We start from the raw sequence: 24,015 nt of genomic DNA, 5'->3' as shown, positions 1-24,015 counted from the left end.
GGCGCGCCGACGCGAACGGGAGGCGGGGGCCGAGCCCCGCTACTCGTCGTGCTCGACGCGGCGGGAGAGGACGATCAGGCCGGCGACCAGGACGAGCAGCGCGCCGCCGATCGTGGAGGCCGCGGGCAGCACCTGGAGGTGGTCCTGAGCCGCGAGGAGCAGTGCGGCCAGCACCTGCGCCACCACCTGGACCAGTCCGGTCGTCACCGCGGCCGGCCCGAGCGCGGCCAGCTGCAGACGGGACCGCACCGGCACCGCCCTGGCCAGCAGCACGAGGACCACGAGCACGTGCAGCACGAGCACGAGCGCGGGCAGCGACGCGTCGAGGGCGCCCGGGCGCTGCAGGAGCCGGCCGCCGACGAGGAGTGCGACGAGCAGCCAGGGCGTCGGGGTGCGGACCCGGAACCCCGCGACGATCGACATCGCCACACCGAGCAGGAGCGGGAGGTCCTGCAGCGCGAGGAGCGAGCCGACGACGCCGGCCAGCCCGACCGCGGCGGGGAGGACGACGCCCGGCACCCACGGGCCGATCGGGAAGCCCGCCCGCACCCTCGGGCGGGAGGAGCGGCTCATCGGCGCCTCCGGTCGCGCTCGGCCTGGCGCAGCAGGAGGTCGCGGTCCGCGTCCTGCCACGGCACGACCGTGACGTCGACGCGGCGGAGGCGCTCGAGCCGATCGGCGCGCTCGAGCTGCAGGACGCGATGCGCGAGGCGGTGCTCCTCGTCGGCGCCCTCCAGACTCGGCTTCGGCAGCACGTCGATCGCGACGACCCGATGGCCCGCGCTCCGCCAGAGCACCGCGAGGGCCGCGACGTCCTCGTCGAGGAACGTCGACACCAGGTACACGACCGCCGCCGTCGGCAGCACCGGGGGCTTCGGGGACCCGTCGGGGCGCGGGACCGTCTGCGTCACGACGGCGCGGATCTGCTCGAGCTTGCGCCTCCCTCCGCCGCTCCTGGCGCTCGCACCCGAGCGGATCAGGTCGTGGAAGGCGACACGGTCCCCGGCCTCGAGGTAGCTCGCGGCGATCGCGGAGACCGCAGGTCGCGCGAGGTCGAGCGAGGCGACCCCCTTGCGCGCAGGCCGGTCGCGGCCCCACTCGACGACGGCGGAGCCCACGTCGTCGCGGCTGTCGAGCACGATCACCGCGGCCGCCTCGGATGTCGCGTCCATCCGCCGCACGATCAGCTCCGAATCCGGGCGAGGCGAGCGCGCGGTGGCGCGCCAGTCGATGCGGCGCAGCCGGTCGCCGGGCGTGAACGGGGCGAGGTCGCGGAAGTCGAGGCCGTCCCCGAGCCGCCGCGCGGGGTGGGCGCCCGGCCGGTTGGTGAGCCGGTGCGGCAGGAGGAGGGCGGCCACCCGCTCCTGCTCCGGCGCGATCGTGGCGTGCGCGACGCGCGGATCGAGGTGCTGCACGAGATCGCCTCCGGCCGCGAACACCTGGCCGCCGACGCGGAGCGCCTCCTGCGGCCCGCTGTGCAGGACCGGAAGTCGCGCCTCGAGGCGCTCCGCCTGCCGTCGACTCACGACGACCGTGGTCGGCGGCTCCTCGTAGGCACCGGCGGACACGATCACGAAATCGACGCCCGCCGCGCCCTCCACCTGCACGCGGGCGACGATCGCGTCGTCCTCGGCCGACACCTCGACGACGGTCGAGGCGGTCCCGGCCGGTCGCCGGAGGGTGACGGCCGCGGTCGCCGCGAGCGGCAGGCCGAGCAGCGCGACGTCGGGGCGGCCGAAGCCGAGCCCGACCCCGAGGGTCGCGATCGCGAGCAGCCCGAGCGCGGCCCCGCCGCCGCGGCGGTGCCAGCGCTGCCGCGTCGGTCCGCTCACCGGGCGGCGGCGCGGCCGACGACCGGCGGACCCGGGACCTCCGCGACCGCGTGCTGCACCACCGCGGCGGGGTCGACGCCGGAGGCCCATGCCTGCGCGGTGAGCGTCAGCCGGTGCGCCAGCACGGGCACGGCGCAGCGCTTCACGTCCTCCGGGGTCACGAAGTCGCGGCCGTCCAGCACGGCGAGCGACCGTGCGAGCAGCAGCAGCCCCTGCGAGCCGCGCGGGGAGGCGCCGACCTGCACCTGGGCGACCCGGCGGGTCACCGCGGCGAGATCCACGCAGTAGGCGATGACGTCGTCGTCGACGAACACCGCCTCGACCGCGGCCTGCATCGCGAGCAGCGTTCGCGCGTCGATCACGGGCTCGATCGGGGCGGCCTCGTGCCGGCGCTGCACCCGGTTGCGCAGCACCTGCGACTCACCGCCGCGGTCCGGGTAGCCGACCGACAGCCGCACGAGGAACCGGTCGAGCTGGGCCTCCGGCAGCGCGTAGGTGCCCTCGTACTCGATCGGGTTCGAGGTGGCGACGACGTGGAAGGGGCGGGGCAGCGGCAGGCTCCGGCCCTCGATCGTCACCTGTCCCTCCGCCATCGCCTCGAGGAGCGCGGACTGGGTCTTCGGCGAGGTGCGGTTGATCTCGTCCGCGAGGAACAGGCCCGTGAACACCGGACCAGCCCGGAACTCGAACTCGCGGGTCGCGGGCGCGTACACGAACGAGCCGGTGATGTCGGAGGGCAGCAGGTCCGGGGTGCACTGGAGGCGGCGGAAGTCGAGCCCGAGCGCGGTCGCGAGGCTGCGCGCCGCGAGCGTCTTCCCGAGACCCGGGGCGTCCTCGAACAGCACGTGGCCCCCTGCGAGCACCGTGCCGAGCGCGAGCTCCAGGCTGTCGCGCATCCCGACGACGACGGTGCCGACGCGGTCGAGCACCCGTCGGCCGATCGCGGCGACGTCGGGGATGGAGAGCTGCGGTTCAGTCGGCACGGGTCGTCCTGTCTTCGGGGAGCGCGCGGGCGGGCCCGAGCGGTGCTGGCGGCGGGAGGCGTTCCACGGCGCGGAGGGTCGCCTCGAAGGCGCGGGGTGGCACGGGCTGGTCGCGATCCGGGCGGAGGACGGCCCACGCGTCCGAGCCGAGCAGGGCGGCGATCGCGTCGTCGTCCTCCGGGCGCTCCGGGTCGAGACCGTGCTCGGCCAGCCGCCGGGCGGCGATGCTGCGGACGCGGCCGATGACGATCCCGCGGATGTGGGTGCGGTGCTCGACCATCGACCAGGCGAGCTCCTCGACGTCCCGCCGGCCTCGGACGGGCTGCTCGACCTCCGGCGGCTCGAGATCCGCGGGCGGCACGATGCTGCTCTGCGTGAGCAGGATCAGTACGAGCGCGAAGACGCCGCACCCCACGGTGAGGGCGTGCGCGCCGTCGAGCCCGAGCGCGCCGGCGGCTCCGCCGACGAGCGCGGCGACGAACGCCGCGATGACCGCCACGCGCACCACGACCCCGGCGCTCACACCGCCACCCGCTCCCACGACGCCTCGAGCGCCCGCAGCGCCTGCCGGGCGGCGGTCGCGTCCGCGGGGGTGATCGTTCCGTCCCCGAACCGGGCGTGGAGGTAGAGGTCGAGCAACGTGCTGAGAGCGACCCGGTCGGCGCCGGTCCGGCTCAGGACGCGGCCGGTGAACTCGGTGGGCGTCTCGGCGGGGGAGCGGGCGAACCCGGCGTCCTCCGCTGCCTGCTGCAGCCCCAGCCACGCCCGGACGACCGCGTCGCCGGGCTCCCGGTCCTCCGCGAACGCGACGAGTGCGGCGGCGATGCCGCGGAGCACGGCGGGCGCGTCGGCGACCAGCGGGTCGGCGCCCTGCGCCGCTGCTCCCTCGAGCCCGAGCCGCCGTCGCCGACCGCGGGCGGCGGACAGGAGCAGGCGGATCAGCAGCACTGCGAGCGCGAGGGCGACGAGCGCCGCGAGCCCCAGCAGGATGCCGCCGATGACCGTGTTCACGTCGATCCGGCCCGGATCCGCATGATGCGGGGCGGCCGCCGAGGGCGGCATCAGCGTCGGCGCGTCCATGGGCGTGCCGCCGCCGGTGCCGAAGAACGGTACGACGTGCGCGCGACCCTCGAGCGCCGTGCTCAGCACGACGACCGCAGCTCCGGCGACGACGAGCGGGATCAGGAGGCGGCCGGTCGCGCGACGACCGACGGGCGGCGCGTCCTCGGGGCCTTCGGGCTCCCCGTCGTGTCGGCGCACCCGCCGAGGGTAGTTGCCAGTCGGCACCGATCGGGCGCCGGACCCCTGAGTGTCGGGGTCCTCCTCCCGCGGATCCGCAGTTCCGCGTCGACACGCCGCTCGGTCGCGACCTGGCGCGGCGCGCCGCCGCGTTTCTGCGGATCCGCGAAAGGACTAGGCCGCGGGCGCCCGCAGTCCGGCGAGGAGCAGGCGGACCATGCGCTCGGCGTGCTCGCGGCCGCGCGGGCTCGGGCCGGTGCCGTGGCAGAGGTTCGCGACCGCCGCGAGGAACTCGGAGGGCTCGACCTCCTGCCCGATCGCGCCGGCGGCCCTGGCCGTGGCGAGCAGCCGCGCGAGCGTCGGGGTGAGCCGGGTGGAGAAGGAGTCCGCGAGCGGCTCGTACGCCGGATCGCCCGAGTGCAGCGCGGCCGCGAGACCCTGCTTCGCGGCGACGAACTCCGTGTAGCGGAGCACCCACGCATCGAGCGCCTCGCCCGCCGGGTACGTCGCCTCCAGCTCGTCCGCGGCGTCGACGCACGCGTCCATCTCCCGGCGGAAGACCGCGGAGATCAGGTCGGACCGCAGCGGGAAGTGCCGGTAGACGGTGCCGACACCCACGCCCGCGCGCTCGGCGATCGTCCGGACCGGCGCGTCGACACCGGACTCGGCGAACACGGCCTTCGCGGCCTCGAGGAGGGCGTCGAGGTTCTGCATTGCATCGGCGCGCCGCCGTCGCGTCGGGGCGGCGTCGGTCGTCGGGCTCGTCGGCATGGAGATCCTGAGGTTGCAAGCGGAACAATGTTCCGGTTAGAGTCCTCGACAGGAGGAACGCTGTTCCGGATACGACTCGAGCATAGCCGTGACCGCGCTCCCGATCCAGGAACAGGACGTCGCCCGTCGCGGCGACCGGAACGAGGAGTCCGTCATGCAGTACCGCACGCTCGGCCGCACCGGCATCAAGGTCACCCCCTACGCGCTCGGCGCGATGATGCTCGGCTCGCTCGGCAACCCCGACCGCGGTCAGGGGATCGCGATCATCCACCGCGCGCTCGACGCCGGCATCAACGTCATCGACACCGCCGACCGCTACGGCGACTCGGAGGAGGTCGTCGGCGAGGCGCTCGCCGGCCGCCGCGACGAGGTCGTGCTCGCGACGAAGTTCTGGGGCCCCGTCGACGACGACGTGAACCACCGCGGTGCCTCCCGCCGGTGGATCATGCAGGCCGTGGAGCGCTCCCTGCGCAACTTGAAGACCGACTACATCGACCTCTACCAGCTGCACCGGCCGGACCCCGGCACGGACATCGACGAGACGCTCTCCGCGCTCACCGACCTCGTGCGGCAGGGCAAGGTCCGCGCCATCGGCACCTCGTCGATGCGCGGCTCGGAGATCGTGGGGGCGCAGTGGATGTCCGAGCGCCGCGGCTTCGAGCGCTTCCGCACCGAGCAGCCGAACTACTCGATCCTCGACCGTGAGATCGAGCGGGAGATCCTCCCCGTCGCCCAGCGGTACGGGATGGGCACCCTCGTCTACAGCCCGCTCGCGGGCGGCACCCTCACCGGCCGGTACCGCGCCGGTCAGGAGAACGGCGAGTTCCGATCGGTCCGCACGGGCATGCGGCACTTCCGCGACGAGCGACGGCTCGCGGCGGTCGAGCAGCTCGTCGCACTCAGCGAGGAGGTCGGCATCCCGCTCACCCACCTCGCGATGGCGTTCGTGATCGCGCATCCGGGCGTGACCTCGGCGATCGCCGGGCCGCGCACGATGGAGCAGCTCGAGGACACCATCGCCGGCCTCGACGTGCGGCTCTCCGACGAGGTCCTCGACCGCATCGACGCGATCGTGCCTCCGGGGGAGAGCATCGGCGCGATGGACATGGTCTACCGCGGCCCGGAGGTCGGCGATCCGACCCTCCGGCGCCGTCCGGCCGCGCAGCGCTCCGCCGCCTGACCCCTCGCGGATCCGCAGTTCCGTCGCGGCACGCCGCGATCAGCGTCACGATCGCGGCGTGTCGCCTCGTTTCTGCGGATCCGCGAAGGGGTCGCGGGCGCGGAGGGGTGGCAGCATCGCGCCATGCGGATGCTGCTCACGTCGAACGGAGTGCTCGAGGGCCCCGTACGGGACTCGCTCGTCGACCTCCTCGCGGCGCCGCCGGCGGAGCGTCGCACGGCGGTGCTGATCGACGCGATGCTCCCGTTCCCCGGGGACAAGGGCGGGATGCTCGACCATCTGCAGGCGTATCGGGCGCTCGGGTGGGCCGAGTGCGACGTGCTCACCCTCCGGTCGGGGCCGCGGGAGGGCGTGGAGGCCCGGCTGCGGTCGGCGGACGCGATCTTCTGCTACGGCGGCTCGAACCACTGGCTCGCCCACGAGTGGCGCGCGAGCGGTCTCGCTCCCGTGCTGCGGGAGCTCCTCGACGAGAAGGTCTACATCGGCATGAGTGCCGGCTCGATGATCTTCTCCCGCCTCCACAGGGCCGCGGTCGACGCGCTGGACGATCAGGAGGAGGTCGACCTGCTGGGCCTCGACCCGGTCGGGCCGGCGCTGCCGCTGTTCGACTGGTTCCCGGTGAACCACCTCGGTGCCGCGTCCTTCCCGCACGCGACCGACGACTGGGCTGCGCAGGTGGCGCGACGCATGGGAGGGCCCACCTGGTTCCTCTCCGACGGGTCCGCGCTGCTCGTCCGCGACCTCGCCGCCGTTCCCGAGGTCGTCTCCGACGGGCACTGGCTGCGGTTCGACGAGCAGGGCGCCCTCGTCGACTCCCGCTGAGCGCAATTCGCGGATCCGCATTCCCTCGCCGACACGCCGCTGGATCGGCGGCCGACGCGGCGCGCCGGCCCGGTTCTGCGGATCCGCGAGCCTGGTGGCGGCCGGGAGGTCGTCAGCGGCGCGCGGTCAGCACCGCCAGGGCCACGCCGCCGGCCACGAGCCCCCAGAACGCGCTGCCGATGCCGGCGACCGCGATGCCGGAGCCGACGACCAGGAAGGTCACGGCGGCCGCCACCCGCGTGTCAGGCCGTTCGATCGCCGCGGTGATCGCGCCGATGAACGCGCCGATGAGGGCGAGGCCCGCGGCCGCCTCCACCAGCGCGGGCGGCCGGTCGCCGATCAGCCCCGCCACGACGCCGGCGATGGCCGCCAGCACGAGGTAGGTGCCGCCGGACGCGACGCCCGCGATCCACCGGCGGCCGCGATCCTCCCCTGCGTCGGGGCCGATCATGATGGCTCCGGTGATCGCCGCGAGGTTCAGCTGGACGCCGCCGAGCGGCGCCGCCACCGCGCTGCCGAGCCCGGAGGCGACGAGGAGCAGGCGTGTCGGCGGCCGGTACGCGTTCGCGCGCAGCACCGCCAGCCCCGGCAGCTGCTGGCCGGCCATCGTCACGAGATAGAGGGGGAGGCCGAGCGCGACGATGCCGACGACGTCGACCGACGGCGGCGTCACCACTGGCAGGGGCGGCAGCACGGCGCCCGCGGACCCCTGCACGACGGTGAGCACGATCGCAGCGACGATCACCGCCGGTCCTGCGGCTCTCGGCACGAGCCGCGAGAGCACGAACCAGCCGACGACCAGCGGCAGGACGATCCACGGCGTCACGACCGCCTCCCGCACCGGGGCCAGGCAGAACGGCAGCAGCACCCCGGCGAGCAGGCCCCCGGAGAGCGCCGCCGGGATCCGGTCGATCGACCGCGCGAGGGTCGGGACCAGGCCGGTGACGACCATGAGCGCGGCGGACAGCAGGAAGCCGCCGACCGCGGTGCCGAGGGATCCGGGGTGCGCGGCGACGAGCAGCGCCGCGCCGGGCGTGGACCAGGCGAAGCAGGCGGGGATCCGGAGCCGGAGGGACACCCCGATGGACAGCAGGCCGTTCACGACGCAGAGCGCCGCGAGCCCGGACGCGGCCTGCGCAGCGGTCGCCCCTGCGGCGGTCAGACCGGCGAGGAGCACGGCGACGGACCCGAAGAAGCCGGTCAGGGTCCCGACGACGCCTGCGGAGACGGGCTGCAGGACCCGGCCGTTCACCGGGAGGCGGCCAGGTCGAGCGCCGCCTGCGCCATCGCGGCCGTCGCGTCGTCGTCCGTCATCCGGAGCGGCACGGCGCGGGTCGCGATGCCGGCCGCGGTCAGCCCCTCGACCGCGTCCTCGTCGACGGTGTCGACGAGCCACCCATCGAGCAGGCCGCCCGCGGACCGGGCGCCGTAGTGCCGCGCGACCGCTGCCGCGTCGGTGGCGACGCCGATCGCGGACAGGCAGGCGTCCCCCATCCCGCGCACGACGGCGCCGCCGATCACGGGGGAGAGTCCGACCACCGGCGCGCTCGTCGCCTCGAGCGCCTCCCGCACCCCGGGGATGCCGAGGATCGTCCCGATCGACACGACGGGGTTCGACGGGGCGATCAGCACGACGTCGGCGCCGAGGATCGCCTCCGGCACCCCGGGAGCGGCCGTCGCGCGCTCGACGCCGCGCTGCTCGAACCCGAGCGCGGGCAGGGCCGCCCTCGTGCGGACCCACCACTCCTCGAAGTGCATCGTGCCCTCGGCGGTGCGGACGTGCGTCTCGACCTCGTCGTCCGTCGCGGGCAGCAGGCGGACGCCGAGCGGCCAGCGCGTCGTGAGCCGCTCGACCACCGCGGACAGCGGCAGCCCGTCCTTCAGCAGCGACGTCCGTGCGATGTGGGTGCCGAGATCGAGGTCGCCGAGCGTGAACCACGGCCAGCCGACGCCGTACGCCGTGAGCTCCGCGCTGACCCGTTCGGTCTCGCCCGCACGGCCCCACCCCCGCTCCTCGTCGTTCACGCCGGCGAGCGCGTACATGAGCGAGTCGAGATCGGGGGTCACGCGCAACCCGGCGAGCCACAGGTCGTCGCCGGTGTTCGCGATCACGGTGATGGCGGCGCCGGGGCGGTCGCGCCGCACGAGCGCGCGCAGCCCGCGGACGAACCGCGCACCGCCGACGCCGCCCGCGAGCACGACGAGCTGCAAGGGGTCCACCGGCATCAGCCTAGGAGGGCGCTGCGCGCCGCCCGGACCGCCGCCCGCCCGGTCAGACCGAACGCGCGACCGGTGCGGCGACCCGGCTCCGATCGGCGGCCACCCGGCCGGAGCGCGGGAGCTTCGCGCGCATCCGGTCTGCCAGCCGCGAGGCGGTATAGCGGACGAGCTCCCGGGTGCCGACGCCGTCGAGCTCCTTCGCGCCGAACCGGCCGGACAGCTGATCGAAGGTCGGCACCCCGCGCGCGGCCGCGAGCATCATGCCGACCATCAGGCCGGCGGCGGCCTCGGTGGACAGCGCCTCCGGGGTCGTGAGCTCGGGCACCGGCGGCCGGCTCGGAGTCACGAGCGCGTCGAGGTCGCCGACCGTCCGCACTCCAGCAGCCCGGACGCCGTCGATCATGTCCTGCATCAGCACCGCCGCGCGGTCCGCCGCCCACCGGGGCACCTCGATGCGGCCGTCCGCCGCGAGCAGCTCGGGATGCGCGCGCAGCTGCCGGATCGCGCCGAACTCGATCACGGCGGCCTGCACGTCGGGGCACGCGCCGTCGAGCGCCGCGAACCGCTCGTTGAAGCGCCGCACGGTCTCCGCCACGCCGTGGCTGAGCGAGAGGTTCTCCGCGTTCGGATCCGGGACCAGCGTCCCCTCCGGGAGCCCGGTCAGCTCCTCGAACGTGCGCAGCACGAAATCGCGGGGGGACGCGGCGAGCGAGACGACCGTGACGTGCTCCGGCCCGACCAGGGCGCCCCAGCGACGCGCGAGGACGTCGATCCGGGTCTTCTGCCAGAACTCCGGCTGCTTGCCGTTGACCGTGTCCTCGCGGTTCAGCATCTGGTCCAGCCACGACGCGTAGGAGGTGCGTGAGCCGGTCTGGACCCACTGCTGCCAGGAGGAGGACAGCATGTCGACGAGCGGGCGCATCGTGATCACGACGTGGGTGCGATCGGCGCCGAACGCGTCGATCACGGTCCGCGCGCGCTCGTCGTTCGCCCGCGCGAAGGTCTCGCTCGAGATCACGACCCGTTTGGCGGTGGACTCCTGCACCTCCCGCACCAGCTCCGGCCACGCCTCCAGTCCGTGCTGATGGCCGGGGATGCGCTTGCCGAGGGCCACCGCGCCGGCGGCGGCGCGCGGCTGCGACCCCTCGCCGGCGTAGTGGACGCCGTGCAGGGCGAGCCGGTCGCGGTTGGTGTGGAAGCCGCTCTGCAGGCTCGTGGTGCCGGTCTTCGCGGGGCCGATGTGCAGGAGGCGGGTGCCTTCGGGCAGCAGCAGTGACATGCGGTGCGCGCTCCTTCGCTCTGGTGCCCGGAGGCCCCGGGGCGAGCCCGAGTGTCCCCGAAAGGAGGGGTGCCGCCCCGGCGGCGCGCAGCGAACCTGCAAATCACATGATCGGGCCTGGCCGCGCGAGGATGAGCGCATGCAAGCGCAGCACGAGGAGCCGTCGACGCTCGAGCTGGACCGGCTCGTGTTCCACTCCTGGAGCGCCCAGGGGGCCCTCCACCCCCTCGTCATCGCGGGCGGCTCCGGTGCCGAGGTGTGGGACGAGGACGGCCGCCGGCTCCTCGACTTCTCGAGCCAGCTCGTGAACACGAACATCGGCCACACCCACCCGCGCGTGGTCGCCGCGATCCAGGCGCAGGCGGCCGTGCTGCCGACGGTGGCGCCCGCGCACGCCAACCGGGTGCGCGGTCTCGCCGCGGCGCGGATCCTGGAGGCGGCGGGGGAGCCGTTCGCGAAGGTGTTCTTCACGAACGGCGGCGCCGATGCGAACGAGAACGCGATCCGGCTGGCGCGGCTCACGACCGGGCGGGACAAGGTGCTCTCCGCGTACCGCTCGTACCACGGCAACACGGGCGCGGCGGTCGTCGCGACGGGCGACTGGCGGCGGGTCCCGAACGAGTACGCCCGCGGGCACGTGCACTTCTGGGGACCGTTCCCGTACCGCAGCGAGTTCTGGTCGTCGTCGCCCGAGCAGGAGGTCGAGCGCGCGCTGCACGCCCTCGAGCGGATCGTCGAGGCGGAGGGGCCCGGCACGATCGCCGCGCTGCTCGTCGAGACCGTGCCGGGCACCGCGGGCGTGATCGTGCCGCCGCCCGGCTGGCTGACCGGCCTGCGCGCGCTGTGCGACCGGTGGGGGATCGTCCTGATCTTCGACGAGGTGATGTCGGGCTTCGGGCGCACGGGCGACTGGTTCGCCTTCCAGAACCCGGAGCTCAACCCGGATCGGATCGTCCCGGACCTCGTGACCTTCGCGAAGGGCGTGAACTCCGGCTACGTGCCCGCGGGTGGTGTCCTCATCCCGCCCGCGATCGCCACCGAGTTCGACACGCGCGTCTTCCCCGGCGGCCTCACCTACTCCGGCCACCCGCTCGCGATGGCCTCGATCGTCGCGACCATCGACGCCATGCGGGACGAGGGGATCGTCGACCACGCGCGGCGGATCGGCGCGGAGGCGCTCGGCCCGGCGCTGCGCGCGCTCGCCGAGCGGCACCCGGTGATCGGCGAGGTCCGGGGCCTCGGCGTGTTCTGGGCGCTGGACCTCGTGACGGATCGGGCCGCGCGCACCCCGCTGCCGCCCGCGGAGATGGCGAGGATCAAGGCCGCACTCGTGGAGGCGGGGCTGCTGCCGTTCGTGCAGGACAACCGCATCCACGTGGTGCCGCCCTGCATCGTCACGGAGGAGCAGGTCGAGCGCGCGGTCGCGATCTACGACGCCGTCCTCCCCTGACGAGAGCGGCCAGGCGCGTCGGCTCCGGCACACCTCGTCGGCTCCGGCAGCGGATCCGGCCCCGCGCCGCTGCCGGAACCGACGGACGCTGCCGGAACCGACGCGCTCAGGCGGCGAGCGCGGCCAGGACCGCGGCCTCGACCGACGGCCACTCGAACAGCACCTGCCGCCAGGTGAACCGCAGGGACCGGTAGCGCGTCGTCGCGGCGACGAGATCGCGCCTCCGGTCCCGCTCGAACGCCTCGTCGTCGTCGTGCCACTCCTTGCCGTCGAGCTCGACGATCAGCCTGCCCTCGACGAGCAGGTCGACCTCGCCGATGCCCTCGAGCACCGGATGGACCTCGACCCGGAGACCGAGCAGGCGGAGCAGGTACCGCGTGATCGTCTCGGTCCCCGAGTCCGCGCGGCCGTCGGCCGCCAGCACGATCGGCCGGAGGCGCCCGGGGAGTCGGGCGGCGAGCGCCGGCAGATCGGCGGTGCAGAGGAATCGGAGGTGGAGCGCCGAGTCGAGGATCGCGAGCGCGCGCTCCGGCGGCAGCGATCGGAAGGCGTGCTCGAGCATCGTGAGCGGCGGTGCGATCCCCGTCGCCGCAGCAGTCGCGACCACCTCCGGTGCGGTCCTGTGGAGCACCACGGCGGAGGTGCGATCGAGCGGGAGGGTGCCGTCGCGCGGATCGTGGAACCGGGTCGTCGTCCGCCGGAACGCCACGTGCAGACGATCGTGCTCCGGCCGGTGCGGGCGGACCCGCACCTGCCCGGGAGGCGGATCCGGCGGGGTCCAGAGGCCGAGGGTCGCGGCGCCCGTCACCGAGGTGGCGACGCCGCCGACCCGGGCCGCACGCTGAAGGAGCTCGGGCGTCCCCGGCACCGCCAGGAGCCCGCGCCGCACGACGACGAGTCGCCCCTGCTCGACGGCTCGGCGGATCTCCCGCTCCGATTTCCCCCGAGCGAGGAGGTCCGCGGTCGTCCAGAAGCTGCGCATCCGTGGGAGCGTGCCCGGGGCGACGAGATCCGCAGGCGATTTCGGGCCCAGGAGCCCGTTCCGCCTCGGATCCGGGGGTGTGGAGGGATGGAGTCGCGGCCAGGCGCGTCGGCTCCGGCACATCTCGTCGGCTCCGGCAGCGGATCCGGCCCCGCGACGCTGCCGGAACCGACGGTCGCTGCCGGAACCGACGCGCGGCGCCCTGCGCACCTCCGGAACCGGCTGTTCCCCTCCGCGCGTCCCGGGGCTAGAGTCCAGGCGTCCGGAGGTTGATCCGGACAACCCCGGACAGCGTGCGACGCGTCAGGAGCGGCCGATGGCGGCGGAGTCGGAGCCCCCGGACGTCGTGGGGCCTCCGCCGGTCCCGGTCTACTTCGTCGCCGAGCAGACGGGGATCAGCGCCGAGGCCATGGGCAACGCCCTTCTCGTGCAGTTCCCCGACATCCGGTTCGAGCGGCACCGCATCCCGTTCATCTCCTCCATCGCGGAGGCGCGGCGCGCGGTCGAGATCCTCGACGCCGCGATGAAAGGGCCGCGCACGCCCCTCGTGTTCACGACGATCGCGGACGACACGATCAGCGGCATCCTGCGGACGAGTCGGGCACCGATCATCGACTTCGTCTCGTCCCACCTGGGCCAGCTCGAACGGATCCTCGGCAGCCGCGCGCTGCATCTCGCGGTGCGCGTGCACGGCACCGACGACCTCGCCAGGTACGACCGGCGTATGGCGGCCGTCGAGTACGCCATCGAGCACGACGACGGGGAGTCCCTCCGCAACTACGACGCTGCCGACGTGATCCTGCTCGCCCCTTCCCGGTGCGGGAAGACGCCGACGACGATGTACCTCGCGCTGCAGCACAGCGTGTTCGTCGCGAACTACCCGCTGGTGCCGGAGGACCTGCAGGTGCTCGACCTGCCCGATCCCGTCCGGAGGCTGCGCGCGCGGTGCTTCGGCATCCTCACGACGCCGGAGCGGCTCGCGCAGGTGCGCAACGAGCGCCGACCCGACTCGGTCTACGCCTCGATCGAGCAGTGCCGGTGGGAGCTGGACCGTGCGACGCGGATGTTCCGCTCGCACCGCATCCCGACCGTGAACTCCTCCGCGAAGAGCGTCGAGGAGATGTCGACCGTGATCCTGCAGCACTTGAACAGGGCCTGATCCACCGAACGCAAAGGGAGACTCGACGATGAGCACCACCTCAGCCCCGACCACCGCCTCCGGGCACCGCACGGCGAGCGGCGACAACGTCCGCTGGTTCGCGGATCTCGGGCTCGCCGATCTGGAGCAGGTCGGCGGCAAGAACTCCTCGCTGGGGGAGATGATCTCGTCGCTGTCCGAGCTGGGGGTGCGGGTGCCGGACGGGTTCGCGACGACGGCGGACGCGTATCGGCGGTTCGTGCGGGGCGGGCTCGCGGAGCGGATCGACGGGCTGCTGGCGGGGCTCGACATCGACGACGTGGAGACGCTGGCGAAGGTCGGGAAGCGGATCCGGGAGGCGGTGCTGGCGCAGCCGTTCCCGGAGGATCTGGAGGCGGACATCCGCCGGTCCTTCGCGGAGCTGACGGAGGGCGACGCGGAGACCTCGTTCGCGGTGCGGTCGAGTGCGACGGCGGAGGATCTGCCGGACGCGTCGTTCGCGGGGCAGCAGGAGACGTTCCTGAACGTGCGCGGGATCGAGCAGATCCTGACCGCGATCCACGAGGTGTTCGCCTCCCTCTACAACGACCGGGCGATCGCGTACCGGGTGCATCACGCATTCGCGCACGACGTCGTCGCGCTGTCGGCGGGGGTGCAGCGGATGGTGCGCTCGGATGTGGGCGCCTCCGGGGTCATGTTCACGATGGACACCGAGTCCGGGTTCCGGGACGCGGTGTTCGTGACGGCCTCCTACGGGTTGGGCGAGGCGGTGGTGCAGGGGGCGGTGAACCCGGACGAGTTCTACGTCTACAAGCCCGCGCTGGCTGCGGGGCGGCCGGCGATCCTGAAGCGGCAGGTCGGCGGCAAGGCGATCAAGATGGTCTACACCGCCGATCGGACGGTCGGGCGGACGACGGAGTTCGTCGACGTCGACCCGGCGGAGCGCGGCCTGCTGTCGCTGACGGACGACGAGGTGCTCGAGCTCGCCCGGCACGCGATGGTCATCGAGGAGCACTACGGGCGCCCGATGGACATCGAGTGGGGCAAGGACGGCATCGACGGGAGGCTGTACATCCTCCAGGCGCGGCCGGAGACGGTGCAGTCGCGGCAGTCGACCACGACGAGCAGCCGGTTCCGCCTCTCCGGTTCCGCGTCCGCCCGGTCGGTGCTGGTCGACGGCCGGGCGATCGGGCAGAAGATCGGGGCCGGCGCGGTCCGGGTCCTGTCGGACGTGGGGCAGATGGCCGCGTTCCAGCAGGGCGAGGTGCTGGTGGCGGACATGACCGACCCGGACTGGGAGCCGATCATGAAGCGGGCGTCCGCGATCGTGACGAACCGCGGCGGCCGCACCTGCCACGCCGCGATCATCGCCCGGGAGCTCGGGATCCCCGCGGTGGTCGGCACCGGGAGCGCGACGAGCGATCTCGCGGACGGGCGGGAGGTCACCGTCTCCTGTGCGGAGGGCGACACCGGCTTCGTCTACGACGGGCTGCTCGAGTTCCAGGTGGAGGAGACGGCGCTCGGCGGGATGCCGGAGATCCCGGTGAAGATCATGATGAACGTCGGCACGCCGGATCAGGCGTTCGCGTTCTCGCGGCTGCCGAACAAGGGCGTCGGCCTGGCGCGGCTCGAGTTCATCATCAACCGGCAGATCGGGATCCACCCGAAGGCGCTGCTCGCCTTGGAGGCGGACCCGGGCGCGCTGCCCGAGCGCGTGCGGGCGGAGGTGCAGGAGAAGATCAAGGCGTACGCGTCCCCCCGCGAGTTCTTCGTCAAGCGGGTGGCGGAGGGCGTGTCGATGATCGCTGCCGCGTTCGCGCCGGAGCCGGTGATCGTGCGCCTGTCGGACTTCAAGTCCAACGAGTACGCCAACCTGACCGCCGGCGAGCTCTACGAGCCGCACGAGGAGAACCCGATGATCGGGTACCGGGGCGCCTCCCGGTACCTGAGCCCGGACTTCGCGGGCTGCTTCGCGATGGAGTGCGAGGCGATGCGCTTCGTGCGGGACGAGATGGGGCTGACGAACCTGAAGTTGATGATCCCGTTCGTGCGCACCCTGACCGAGGCGGAGGGTGTCATCGCCCTGCTGGCCGAGAACGGGCTCGTCCGCGGCGAGAACGGGCTGCAGGTGATGATGATGTGCGAGCTGCCGTCGAACGCGGTGCTCGCCGACGAGTTCCTGGACCACTTCGACGGGTTCTCGATCGGGTCGAACGACATGACCCAGCTCACCCTCGGCCTCGACCGCGACTCCGCCCTGGTCGCGGCCGGGTTCGACGAGCGCGACCCCGCGGTGCTGCACATGCTGCGGCTCGCGATCGAGGCCGCGAAGCGGCGCGGGAAGTACGTCGGCATCTGCGGCCAGGGCCCCTCCGACCACCCCGACCTCGCCGCCTGGCTGCTCGAGCAGGGCATCGAGTCCATGTCCCTGAACCCCGACACCGTCGTCGACACCTGGCTCGCCCTCGCCGCAGGGGAGGCCGTCGCCCGCTCCTGACCCGCCTCCTCGTCCACCGGAGGGGGACCTGAAGCCCTTTCGTTCGTTTTGAAGGGGTTTCTGCCCGGACCAGCCCGGCAGGAACCCCTTCGAAATGAACGTAGAATCGCCCGCCGTGAACGCGCGCAGCCCCTATGTCCAGAACGTGCGCGACCTCGTCCGGCATCCGGGCGAGATGCGGGAACGGACGCTCGACATCGCGGTGCCCGAGCACCTCGGCGAGGGCATGGTCGCGGTGCAGGAGGGCGCGCACCTGGCCATCGACCTGAAGCTCGAGTCCCTGCACGAGGGCGTGCTGGCCTCCGGCACGGTCGTCGGGCAGGCCGACGGGGAGTGCGCCCGCTGCCTCGCCCCCGTGTCCATCCCGGTCCAGGTCGAGTTCGCGGAGCTCTTCGGGTATCCTGCCGACGAACCGTTCGACCACCAGCTCGATGGCGACCTGCTCGATCTCGAGCCGGTGGTGCGGGACGCGGTGGTGCTGGCACTGCCCTTCCAGCCCGAGTGCGTCGGCGGTTGCGAGGACCTCGAACTCGCTCCCGGTATCAGCCTGATCACGGCCGAGACCGAGCAGGAGGAGCCTGCGGATCCCAGGTGGGCCGCGCTGCAGGGCTTCACCGCGGGGAGCGACGACAACACAGAGAAGAGATAAGCCATGGCGGTTCCGAAGCGGAAGCAGTCGCGCAGCAACACCCGTTCGCGCCGGTCGCAGTGGAAGGCCGAGGCGCCGACCCTGGTGAAGACCATCGAGAACGGCAAGGTCGTGTACTCCCTCCCGCACCGCGCCAAGGTGGTCGAGGGCTCCGACGGCGTCCCCCTGTACCTCGAGTACAAGGGCCGCCGCGTCGCCGACGCCTGACCAGGTGGGCGCGATCGCGCCCGACCGCGCGGACCTGCTCGCGGCGCTCGGCGTCGCGATCGACCCGCAGCTGCTCGAGACGGCGCTGACGCATCGCTCGTTCGCGTACGAGCACGGGACCGCGGACAACGAGCGCTTCGAGTTCCTCGGCGACAGTGTCCTTCAGCGCGCCGTGACCGCGATGCTGTTCGCGCGGTACCCGGAGGACGACGAAGGCGCGCTCGCGAAGCGCCGGGCGGGCCTCGTGTCGACGGTCGCGCTCGCGTCGATCGCCCGCACGCTCGAGCTCGGGAGGTACCTCCGGCTCGGCCGCGGTGAGGTGCTGACCCGCGGAGCCGAGAAGCCGTCGATCCTCGCGGACGCGGTGGAGGCCCTGATCGGCGCGGCCTTCCTGTCCGTCGGCAGCGAGCAGGCCGAGGCGCTCGTGCTGCGGCTCGTCCAGCCCCTCGTCGATGACCCGGCGTCCACAGGCGCCGTGACCGACCCGAAGACGGCGCTGCAGGAGGCCGCCGCGCTCCGGCATGCGCCGGCACCCGTGTACGAGGTCGCCGGCGAGGGGCCCGAGCACGCGCGCATCTTCACCGCCACAGTCACCGTCGGGGTGCTCGTCAGCGCGAGCGGGACCGGCACGAGCAAGAAGCAGGCCGAGGTCGCGGCCGCCTGGGAGGCGTACCGGGCGCTCCATGCCTGAGCTGCCCGAGGTCGAGGTCGTCCGATCCGGCCTCGAGCCCGCCGTGCGCGGCGCGGTGGTCGCGGCCGTCGAGGTGCTGGAACCCCGGTCTCTGCGGCGCCACGAGGCGGGAGCCGCGGACTTCGAGGCGCGACTGACCGGCCGCCGGCTCACCGGCGCGGTGCGCCGGGGCAAGTACCTCTGGCTGCCCGTCGAGCCGCGGTCGCACGAGGCGCCCTTCGCCGTCCTCGCGCACCTCGGCATGAGCGGGCAGATCCTGCTCCGCACCCCCGAAGCGCCTCCTGACCGGCAGCTGCGCGTGCGGCTCGCGCTCGACCATCCCGGCTGGGGCGACCTCGTCGTGGCGTTCGCCGACCAGCGGATCTTCGGCTCCCTCTCGCTCGACCCGCTCGAACCCACTCCGGACGGCCAGCCCGGAGGTCACGGCGACCCGGCCCCGCTGGTGCCGCTGCACGTGGCGCACATCGCGCGCGATCCGCTCGATCCCGCTTTCGACGACGACGGCTTCGTCGCGCGCCTGCGCGGACGCCGCACCGAGCTCAAGCGGGCGCTGCTCGATCAGACCCTCGTCTCCGGCGTCGGCAACATCTACGCCGACGAGTCGCTCTGGGCGGCGAGGCTCCATCCGGCCCGCTCCACCGCCGGGCTGCCCGTGCGCGCCGCCAGGCGGCTGCTCGCCGAGGTGCGGTCCGTGCTGGAGCGTGCGCTCGTCGACGGGGGCACGAGCTTCGACGCCCAGTACGTGAACGTGAACGGCGCCTCCGGTTACTTCTCGCAGCGGCTGAACGCCTACGGGCGGGAGGGGAAGCCGTGTCCGCGGTGCGGCCGGCCGATCGTGCGCGAGGCCTTCATGAACCGCTCGAGCCATCTCTGCCGGCACTGCCAGCGGCTCCCGCCCTCATCCGCGACCGCCTGAGCGCCGGGGCATCCCGGAGGTCCGGCGCCTAGCGTCACGGGCGTGAGGCAGGGGTGAGCGAGCTCGAGGAGCAGGTCGACGAGGCGCAGCGCACCGCTCGCCGCGCGAGCCGGAGTCCGATCGTCCGCGGCATCGGGCGGTCCGGCTACGTCGCCTCCGGTCTCCTCCGCGGCCTCATCGGGGTGCTGGCGCTCCTGCTGGGCACCGGCGCCGATGTGCCCCGCCCCGGCACCTCGGGGGCGTTCGGGACCGTGGGCGCGGTGCCGGGCGGCGTCGTGCTGCTGGCGCTGATCGCGGGCGGTGACGGCGCGCTCCTCGTCTGGCTCCTGGTGCGCGGGTTCATCGTCCGCGAGGAGAACCTGCTCGAGCGGTGGCGGCAGCGCCTCGTCCTCTGGGGTCGGGCGGTCGTCTACGGCGCGATCGGTGTCGCCGCGCTGCGGTTCGCGCTCGGCGCGCACGCGGAGGACGACGCGCAGAAGCGGCAGACCGGTCGGCAGCTGTTCGAGGTGCCGGGCGGCCAGCTCATGATCGCGGCGGTCGGCGCCGTCGTCGTCGTGGGCGTCAGCATGGTGTGGCTCGGGCTGAGCCGTCGGTTCGAGAAGACCATCGAGCTGCCCGCCGACCCCGTACCACGGCGTGCAGTGGTGGTCCTCGGCGCCGTCGCCTACCTCGCGCAGGGCGCCACCATCGCCCTCGTCGGCGGGTCGCTGCTGGTCGCGGCGTGGACCCTCGACCCCGGCCGGGTGGGCGGCCTGGACGCCGCACTCGCCGGGTTCGCCGCCAGCGCGTTCGGGAAGGCGCTGCTGCTCGCGATCGGCGTCGGCTGGATCGTGGCCGGACTGTACGCCCTGCTGCGCGCTCGCCTCGCTCGGAACGACTGAGCGGAGGTCATCCCCAGGAAACGGGGACGGGATCCTCCGCCGCCACTCAATGTTTGCAGAGATGCAAGTGATTGAGTGGAAATCCCGACGAAGGAGGGTGCATGAAGCAGAACCGGATCGCGGTCGTCACCGGAGGCAGCGCGGGACTGGGCAGGGCGATCGTCCGCGAGTTCGCCGCGCGCGGCTGGGACGTGGGCATCCTCGCCCGCGGCGAGGACGGGCTCGAAGGAGCGGCGAAGGACGTCCGGGCGGCCGGGCAGCGGGCGCTCGCGATCCCCACCGATGTGGCCGACCGGGCCGCCGTGGAAGCGGCGGCGGACCGCGTCGAGCAGGAACTCGGTCCGATCGACGTCTGGGTGAACGACGCCATGGTCGGTGTGTTCAGCGAGTTCGTGCACACGGATCCGGACGACTTCGAGCGCGCGGTGCACGTCAACTTCTTCGGGTTCGTCAACGGCACCAGGGCGGCGCTGTCCCGCATGCGGCCGCGCGGTCGCGGCGGCATCGTGCAGGTGGGGTCGGCCCTCGGCCACCGCGGCATCCCGCTCCAGTCGGCCTACTGCGCCTCGAAGCACGCGATCAAGGGGTTCACCGAGTCGGTGCTCACGGAGCTGCTGCACGAGAAGTCGCCGATCACCCTCTCCGAGGTCGACATGCCGGCGATGAACACGGTGCAGTTCGACTGGGTCAAGTCGAAGCTGCCGAAGCACGCGCAGCCCGTGCCGCCCATCTACCAGCCGGAGATCTGCGCGAAGGTCGTGGTCGACGTCGCGGAGCACCCGCGCCGGCGCACCTGGGTCGGGGAGTCGACGGTCTACACGATCATCGGCAACCGGCTCGCGACCCGGGTCGCGGACTGGTACCTCGCGAAGACCGGCTACTCGGGCCAGCAGGCGGGGGACGTCGACCTCCCCACCCTCAAGCCGAACCTGTACGAGCCGTCGAACGAGGGGGACCAGGGCGCGCACGGCGCCTTCGACCACCGGTCCATGCGGATCTCGCCCCAGACGTGGGCGATCCGCAACCGCGGCAAGGTCTACGGCGCGGGCGCGCTCGCGGGTGCGGCGCTGATCGCGGTCCTCCCGCGGCTCATCAAGCCGGCCGCGCGCGCGGTCGCGTCGTGACCGTCGTCCGCCGCGGGGCCCTGCTGACCCGGGCGGTCCTCGGCACCGCCGACCTCGCCGCTGCGCCGCTCGTCGCGGCGCTCGAGAACGGCGAAGCGGGCCCGCTGACCGTCCCGGTGTACCGGGTGCTCGGCGTCCGGCAGCTGCTGCAGGCCGCCGTCGTGCGTCCCTCCAGTCCGGCAGCCCTGCGCACCGCGGGCACGATCGTCGACGCGCTGCACGCGGCGTCGATGGTCGCGCTCGCGCTCCGCAGTCGGCACTACCGGTCGGGGGCGATCGTGCAGGCGGCCATCGCCACGGGCTTCGTCCTCAGCAGCCTCTCGCCGCGCACCCGCCTGGTCGGAGGCCGGCCGTGGTGAGCCTCACGATCACGACGCGCGGCGGCGAGCACCTCGGCATGACGGCGTTCGGCGACCCTTCGGCCGACCGGCTCGTGCTGCTGTGCCACCCGACCCCGGGCGCCGCGCTCGACCCCGAGCCGGTCGTCACCGACCGGTGGGGCGTGCAGGTGGTGACGGTCGACCGCCCCGGCTACGGCGTCTCGGAGACGGTGCCGGAGGACCGCGACTGGACGATCATCGACCACGCGAGGGACCTCGCCGAGTGGGTGCGGGCGATGGAGCGCACGGCGGACCGCATCTCCAACGCCCGGCTGGACCGGTACGGCGTCGTGGGCTGGGGCACGGGCGCACTGCTCGCCGCTGCGGTCGCGGCCGTCGACGAGAAGGTCGATCGCCTCGCCCTCGTGGATCCGCCGGCTCCGGCCCGCGCTCGACGTCTCGCCGAGGCCGCCGTCGGTGCGCCGGGACGGGTCGCGCTCGGCATCGACGACGCCACGGCCGACCTCGAGCGCCATCTCGGCCTGGGCGGCCGGGTGGATCGCATGCTGGAGGAGGCGGCGATGCAGGGCGACGTCGGCGTCCAGCACGACGCGCGGCTCTTCGGGGACGACGCGTGGCTCGACCAGCTCCGCGGCCTGCGGGCTGCGACCCGGATCTGGGCCGGCAGCGAGACGCCGTGGATCGAGGAGCAGGACGCTCGGTTCTGGGTCGACCGCATCCCGGGTGCTGAGGCGGTCAGGGTGCGCGACAGCGGCCCGCTGACCATCGCGTCCGCGTGGAGCCGCATCCTCGAGCACGTCGCACCGAACCACGGCTCCGTCGCCGAGCAGCTGCGCGACAGCGGCACCGTCCGGCTGGCGGACGTCGATCCCGTCGAGCCCGAAAGGGGTTGACCCCGCGGCGCGAAGCGCGTCGCATCGAGAACGGAACAGCCGGCGATCCCGCCGGAAGCGACGGTCCGGAGCGGGCCGGGACAGGGAGTGCACACATGGCCACCGTGAGCGAGTTCGTGATCCGGCGGATCCAGGAATGGGGCGTGACCCGCGTCTTCGGATTCCCCGGCGACGGTGTCGGCGAGCTGGACGGCATGCTCGGCAAGACCGCCAGGAAGGGGGAGGGGCTGTCCTACGTGCGCCCCACCCACGAGGAGATCTGCGCGTTCATGGCGACCGCGCACGCGAAGTTCACGGGCGAGGTCGGGGTGTGCATCGCGACGTCGAGCCCCGGCGCCTTCCACCTGATCAACGGGCTGTACGACGCGAAGAGCGACAACGTGCCCGTCGTCGCCTTCGTCGGCCAGCAGGGCCTCGCCTCCTTCGGCACCTTCACCCAGCAGGAGGACAACCTCGAGCGCGTCTTCGCGGACGTCGCCTGCTACGTGCAGACGATCGTGACCCCGGAGAACGCGCAGGCGGTCATCGACACCGCCTTCCGCACCGCGCTCGCCCGGCTGCAGCCGGCCGTGGTCGTGCTCCCGCACGACGTGCAGGGCATGGACGCGGGGGCGCTGTCCCCGGAGCACTGGGTCTCCCGCTCGAGCGCCGTCCCGGCGTCCACGCGGATCACCCCACCCGAGGACGAGCTGCGTCGCGCCGCGGAGGTGATCAACGCGGGGAAGAAGGTCACCTTCCTCGTCGGGGCCGGAGCGAAAGGCGCGACCGACGAGGTGCTCGCCGCTGCGGAGCGCGTCGGCGCCGGGCTCGTCACCGCCCTCCGGGGCAAGGAGGTCGTGCCCTCAGACGTGCCCTACCACACGCAGCAGGTCGGGCTGCTCGGCTCGCTGCCGAGCCTGAACCAGATCAACGGCTGCGACACCATCGTGCTGCTCGGCACGAACTACCCGTACGGCGAGTACCTGCCGAAGACCGGTCAGGCGCGGGGCGTGCAGGTCGACCTGAAGCCCGAGCAACTCGGCCTCAGGTACCCGACCGAGGTGAACCTGTGGGGCGACGTCAAGTCGACGCTCACCGCGCTGCTCCCGATGCTCGAGCAGCAGACCGACCGCTCGTGGCAGGAGCAGATCGCGAAGGAGTGGCACGACTGGGAGCAGGAGATGGAGGCACAGGCGATGCTCTCCTTCCCCGACGGCGGCAACCCGCGGCGCCTCTTCCACGAGCTGAACAAGCGGCTGCCGCACGGGGCGATCGTCACGTGCGACGCGGGCACGACCGCCGACTGGTACGGCCACCACATCCGCCTGAAGCGGGGCATGAAGGGCGACCTGTCCGGCCGCCTCGCGAGCATGCTCGCCGCGATGCCGTACGCGACCGCCGCGAAGTTCGCGTTCTCCGACCGGACGGTGATCTGCACGATCGGCGACGGCGCATTCCAGATGCTCGGCATGAACGAGCTGATCACGGTGAAGAAGTACCTCGCGTCGTGGGACGACCCCACGTTCATCGTCGTCGTGATGCACAACGACGACCTGGCGCAGGTGTCGTGGGAGATGCGCACCGAGGACGGCAACCCCGTGTGGAAGGGCTCGCAGGACGTCGAGAGCGTCGACTACGCGGGCTGGGCCGAGCTGCTCGGGTTCAAGGGGATCCGCGTCCGGCGCGACGAGGACGCGGCCGCGGCGGTCGAGGAGGCGCTCGCGCACCGGGGCGTCACGGTGATCGACGACTACGTGACCCGCAACGCCCCGCCGCTGCCCGCGAAGATCACCGCGCAGTACCGGAACAACACCATCAAGTCCTTCGCGAAGGGGGATCCCCTCGCACCGGCGGCCCTCGTGGACTCCGCGGAAGGGCTCGTCGCCGAGGGCGTCGAGCGGGTCAAGGGTGCGCTGCACCTCGGCGACAAGGAGGACTGAC

24 protein-coding genes are annotated in these 24,015 nt (G+C 73.3%); 14 read left to right on the top strand and 10 right to left on the bottom strand.

Translation table 11 applies throughout. The annotated features are described in order from the left end of the window. Window positions 1–39: 39 nt before the first annotated feature. The 6 genes from ACTHLI_RS03995 to ACTHLI_RS03970 form a co-directional block, all read right to left on the bottom strand. Window positions 40–573, bottom strand: a complete 534-nt coding sequence (locus tag ACTHLI_RS03995; protein WP_440181653.1) for a hypothetical protein — start codon at window positions 571–573, stop codon at window positions 40–42. After that, window positions 570–1,832 carry a DUF58 domain-containing protein gene (locus tag ACTHLI_RS03990; RefSeq protein WP_440181652.1) on the bottom strand — a complete coding sequence of 421 codons (1,263 nt, stop codon included), beginning with the start codon at window positions 1,830–1,832 and terminating at the stop codon, window positions 570–572. Before ACTHLI_RS03990 ends, ACTHLI_RS03995 begins: the two co-directional genes overlap by 4 nt. After that, a complete protein-coding gene (locus ACTHLI_RS03985) occupies window positions 1,829–2,815 on the bottom strand; it encodes an AAA family ATPase (RefSeq protein ID WP_440181651.1) in 987 nt (328 codons plus the stop codon). The genes ACTHLI_RS03990 and ACTHLI_RS03985 overlap by 4 nt, the downstream gene beginning before the upstream one ends. After that, window positions 2,805–3,338, bottom strand: a complete 534-nt coding sequence (locus ACTHLI_RS03980; protein WP_440181649.1) for a hypothetical protein — start codon at window positions 3,336–3,338, stop codon at window positions 2,805–2,807. The genes ACTHLI_RS03985 and ACTHLI_RS03980 overlap by 11 nt, the downstream gene beginning before the upstream one ends. After that, window positions 3,335–4,075: a DUF4129 domain-containing protein gene (locus ACTHLI_RS03975; protein ID WP_440181648.1), complete on the bottom strand. Its 741-nt coding sequence runs from the start codon at window positions 4,073–4,075 to the stop codon at window positions 3,335–3,337. Before ACTHLI_RS03975 ends, ACTHLI_RS03980 begins: the two co-directional genes overlap by 4 nt. A 153-nt stretch (window positions 4,076–4,228) precedes the next feature. Then, window positions 4,229–4,825 carry a TetR/AcrR family transcriptional regulator gene (locus ACTHLI_RS03970; RefSeq protein ID WP_440181647.1) on the bottom strand — a complete coding sequence of 199 codons (597 nt, stop codon included), beginning with the start codon at window positions 4,823–4,825 and terminating at the stop codon, window positions 4,229–4,231. Between the two features lie 154 nt (window positions 4,826–4,979). On the opposite strand from ACTHLI_RS03970, the gene ACTHLI_RS03965 reads away from it, so the two are divergent. Together ACTHLI_RS03965 and ACTHLI_RS03960 are read left to right on the top strand one after the other, a co-directional pair. Beyond that, window positions 4,980–6,005, top strand: a complete 1,026-nt coding sequence (locus tag ACTHLI_RS03965) for an aldo/keto reductase (RefSeq protein ID WP_440181676.1) — start codon at window positions 4,980–4,982, stop codon at window positions 6,003–6,005. A gap of 123 nt (window positions 6,006–6,128) precedes the next feature. Continuing rightward, window positions 6,129–6,827 carry a Type 1 glutamine amidotransferase-like domain-containing protein gene (locus ACTHLI_RS03960; protein ID WP_440181646.1) on the top strand — a complete coding sequence of 233 codons (699 nt, stop codon included), beginning with the start codon at window positions 6,129–6,131 and terminating at the stop codon, window positions 6,825–6,827. A 112-nt stretch (window positions 6,828–6,939) separates the two neighbouring features. Here the strand turns inward: ACTHLI_RS03960 and ACTHLI_RS03955 are convergent, their stop codons facing one another. The 3 genes from ACTHLI_RS03955 to ACTHLI_RS03945 all read right to left on the bottom strand — a co-directional run bounded on the left by ACTHLI_RS03955 (window position 6,940) and on the right by ACTHLI_RS03945 (window position 10,326). After that, window positions 6,940–8,079, bottom strand: coding sequence for a benzoate/H(+) symporter BenE family transporter (locus tag ACTHLI_RS03955; protein ID WP_440181645.1), 1,140 nt, complete (start codon window positions 8,077–8,079; stop codon window positions 6,940–6,942). Continuing rightward, window positions 8,076–9,038: a 2-phospho-L-lactate transferase gene (gene cofD, locus ACTHLI_RS03950; protein WP_440181675.1), complete on the bottom strand. Its 963-nt coding sequence runs from the start codon at window positions 9,036–9,038 to the stop codon at window positions 8,076–8,078. Before cofD ends, ACTHLI_RS03955 begins: the two co-directional genes overlap by 4 nt. A 61-nt stretch (window positions 9,039–9,099) precedes the next feature. After that, the gene (locus ACTHLI_RS03945) at window positions 9,100–10,326 is read right to left on the bottom strand and encodes a hypothetical protein (RefSeq protein WP_440181644.1); all 1,227 of its coding nucleotides are present in this window, start codon (window positions 10,324–10,326) and stop codon (window positions 9,100–9,102) included. Between the two features lie 139 nt (window positions 10,327–10,465). Here ACTHLI_RS03945 and ACTHLI_RS03940 point away from each other — a divergent pair, with 139 nt between their 5' ends. After that, entirely contained in the window at window positions 10,466–11,776 is a 1,311-nt protein-coding gene (locus ACTHLI_RS03940) for an aspartate aminotransferase family protein (RefSeq protein WP_440181643.1), read from the top strand. Between the two features lie 106 nt (window positions 11,777–11,882). Here the strand turns inward: ACTHLI_RS03940 and ACTHLI_RS03935 are convergent, their stop codons facing one another. Then, on the bottom strand, window positions 11,883–12,758 hold the full coding sequence (locus tag ACTHLI_RS03935; protein WP_440181642.1) for a type IV toxin-antitoxin system AbiEi family antitoxin domain-containing protein: 876 nt from the start codon (window positions 12,756–12,758) through the stop codon (window positions 11,883–11,885). 316 nt (window positions 12,759–13,074) lie between these two features. On the opposite strand from ACTHLI_RS03935, the gene ACTHLI_RS03930 reads away from it, so the two are divergent. The 11 genes from ACTHLI_RS03930 (at window position 13,075) to ACTHLI_RS03880 (ending at window position 24,014) form a co-directional block, all read left to right on the top strand. Then, window positions 13,075–13,917 carry a pyruvate, water dikinase regulatory protein gene (locus tag ACTHLI_RS03930; protein WP_440181641.1) on the top strand — a complete coding sequence of 281 codons (843 nt, stop codon included), beginning with the start codon at window positions 13,075–13,077 and terminating at the stop codon, window positions 13,915–13,917. Window positions 13,918–13,945: 28 nt separating this feature from the next. After that, window positions 13,946–16,393 carry a phosphoenolpyruvate synthase gene (gene ppsA / locus ACTHLI_RS03925; protein ID WP_440181640.1) on the top strand — a complete coding sequence of 816 codons (2,448 nt, stop codon included), beginning with the start codon at window positions 13,946–13,948 and terminating at the stop codon, window positions 16,391–16,393. Window positions 16,394–16,508: 115 nt separating this feature from the next. Continuing rightward, window positions 16,509–17,042, top strand: coding sequence for a YceD family protein (locus tag ACTHLI_RS03920; RefSeq protein WP_440181638.1), 534 nt, complete (start codon window positions 16,509–16,511; stop codon window positions 17,040–17,042). A gap of 3 nt (window positions 17,043–17,045) precedes the next feature. After that, a complete protein-coding gene (rpmF, locus tag ACTHLI_RS03915; protein WP_375388019.1) occupies window positions 17,046–17,249 on the top strand; it encodes a 50S ribosomal protein L32 in 204 nt (67 codons plus the stop codon). Window positions 17,250–17,253: 4 nt separating this feature from the next. Next, window positions 17,254–17,940: a ribonuclease III gene (rnc, locus tag ACTHLI_RS03910; RefSeq protein ID WP_440181637.1), complete on the top strand. Its 687-nt coding sequence runs from the start codon at window positions 17,254–17,256 to the stop codon at window positions 17,938–17,940. After that, a complete protein-coding gene (gene mutM, locus ACTHLI_RS03905) occupies window positions 17,933–18,856 on the top strand; it encodes a bifunctional DNA-formamidopyrimidine glycosylase/DNA-(apurinic or apyrimidinic site) lyase (RefSeq protein ID WP_440181635.1) in 924 nt (307 codons plus the stop codon). The genes rnc and mutM overlap by 8 nt, the downstream gene beginning before the upstream one ends. A gap of 53 nt (window positions 18,857–18,909) precedes the next feature. Continuing rightward, window positions 18,910–19,737, top strand: a complete 828-nt coding sequence (locus ACTHLI_RS03900) for a DUF1206 domain-containing protein (RefSeq protein WP_440181634.1) — start codon at window positions 18,910–18,912, stop codon at window positions 19,735–19,737. 101 nt (window positions 19,738–19,838) lie between these two features. Then, entirely contained in the window at window positions 19,839–20,861 is a 1,023-nt protein-coding gene (locus ACTHLI_RS03895) for an SDR family oxidoreductase (protein WP_440181633.1), read from the top strand. Beyond that, window positions 20,858–21,220: a hypothetical protein gene (locus ACTHLI_RS03890; protein WP_440181632.1), complete on the top strand. Its 363-nt coding sequence runs from the start codon at window positions 20,858–20,860 to the stop codon at window positions 21,218–21,220. The genes ACTHLI_RS03895 and ACTHLI_RS03890 overlap by 4 nt, the downstream gene beginning before the upstream one ends. Beyond that, on the top strand, window positions 21,214–22,095 hold the full coding sequence (locus ACTHLI_RS03885; RefSeq protein ID WP_440181631.1) for an alpha/beta fold hydrolase: 882 nt from the start codon (window positions 21,214–21,216) through the stop codon (window positions 22,093–22,095). Before ACTHLI_RS03890 ends, ACTHLI_RS03885 begins: the two co-directional genes overlap by 7 nt. Window positions 22,096–22,190: 95 nt before the next feature. Continuing rightward, window positions 22,191–24,014 (top strand): thiamine pyrophosphate-requiring protein, encoded by a 1,824-nt coding sequence (locus ACTHLI_RS03880; RefSeq protein ID WP_440181630.1) that lies wholly within the window; start codon window positions 22,191–22,193, stop codon window positions 24,012–24,014. Window position 24,015 lies beyond the last annotated feature (1 nt).

Origin of the sequence: Amnibacterium sp., from assembly GCF_051956055.1 — a bacterium.
Lineage (GTDB): Bacteria > Actinomycetota > Actinomycetes > Actinomycetales > Microbacteriaceae > Amnibacterium.
The sequence above is the reverse complement of the archived record's forward strand: the minus strand, read 5'-3'. Positions and strand labels throughout refer to the sequence as shown.

Coding starts and splice junctions, on each gene's coding strand:
- ACTHLI_RS03995 (WP_440181653.1), bottom strand. CDS start 573: ATGAGCCGCTCCTCCCGCCCGAGGGTGCGGGCGGGCTTCCCGATCGGC.
- ACTHLI_RS03970 (WP_440181647.1), bottom strand. CDS start 4,825: ATGCCGACGAGCCCGACGACCGACGCCGCCCCGACGCGACGGCGGCGC.
- ACTHLI_RS03965 (WP_440181676.1), top strand. CDS start 4,980: ATGCAGTACCGCACGCTCGGCCGCACCGGCATCAAGGTCACCCCCTAC.
- ACTHLI_RS03960 (WP_440181646.1), top strand. CDS start 6,129: ATGCGGATGCTGCTCACGTCGAACGGAGTGCTCGAGGGCCCCGTACGG.
- ACTHLI_RS03945 (WP_440181644.1), bottom strand. CDS start 10,326: ATGTCACTGCTGCTGCCCGAAGGCACCCGCCTCCTGCACATCGGCCCC.
- ACTHLI_RS03940 (WP_440181643.1), top strand. CDS start 10,466: ATGCAAGCGCAGCACGAGGAGCCGTCGACGCTCGAGCTGGACCGGCTC.
- ACTHLI_RS03935 (WP_440181642.1), bottom strand. CDS start 12,758: ATGCGCAGCTTCTGGACGACCGCGGACCTCCTCGCTCGGGGGAAATCG.
- ACTHLI_RS03930 (WP_440181641.1), top strand. CDS start 13,075: ATGGCGGCGGAGTCGGAGCCCCCGGACGTCGTGGGGCCTCCGCCGGTC.
- ppsA (WP_440181640.1), top strand. CDS start 13,946: ATGAGCACCACCTCAGCCCCGACCACCGCCTCCGGGCACCGCACGGCG.
- rpmF (WP_375388019.1), top strand. CDS start 17,046: ATGGCGGTTCCGAAGCGGAAGCAGTCGCGCAGCAACACCCGTTCGCGC.
- mutM (WP_440181635.1), top strand. CDS start 17,933: ATGCCTGAGCTGCCCGAGGTCGAGGTCGTCCGATCCGGCCTCGAGCCC.
- ACTHLI_RS03895 (WP_440181633.1), top strand. CDS start 19,839: ATGAAGCAGAACCGGATCGCGGTCGTCACCGGAGGCAGCGCGGGACTG.
- ACTHLI_RS03880 (WP_440181630.1), top strand. CDS start 22,191: ATGGCCACCGTGAGCGAGTTCGTGATCCGGCGGATCCAGGAATGGGGC.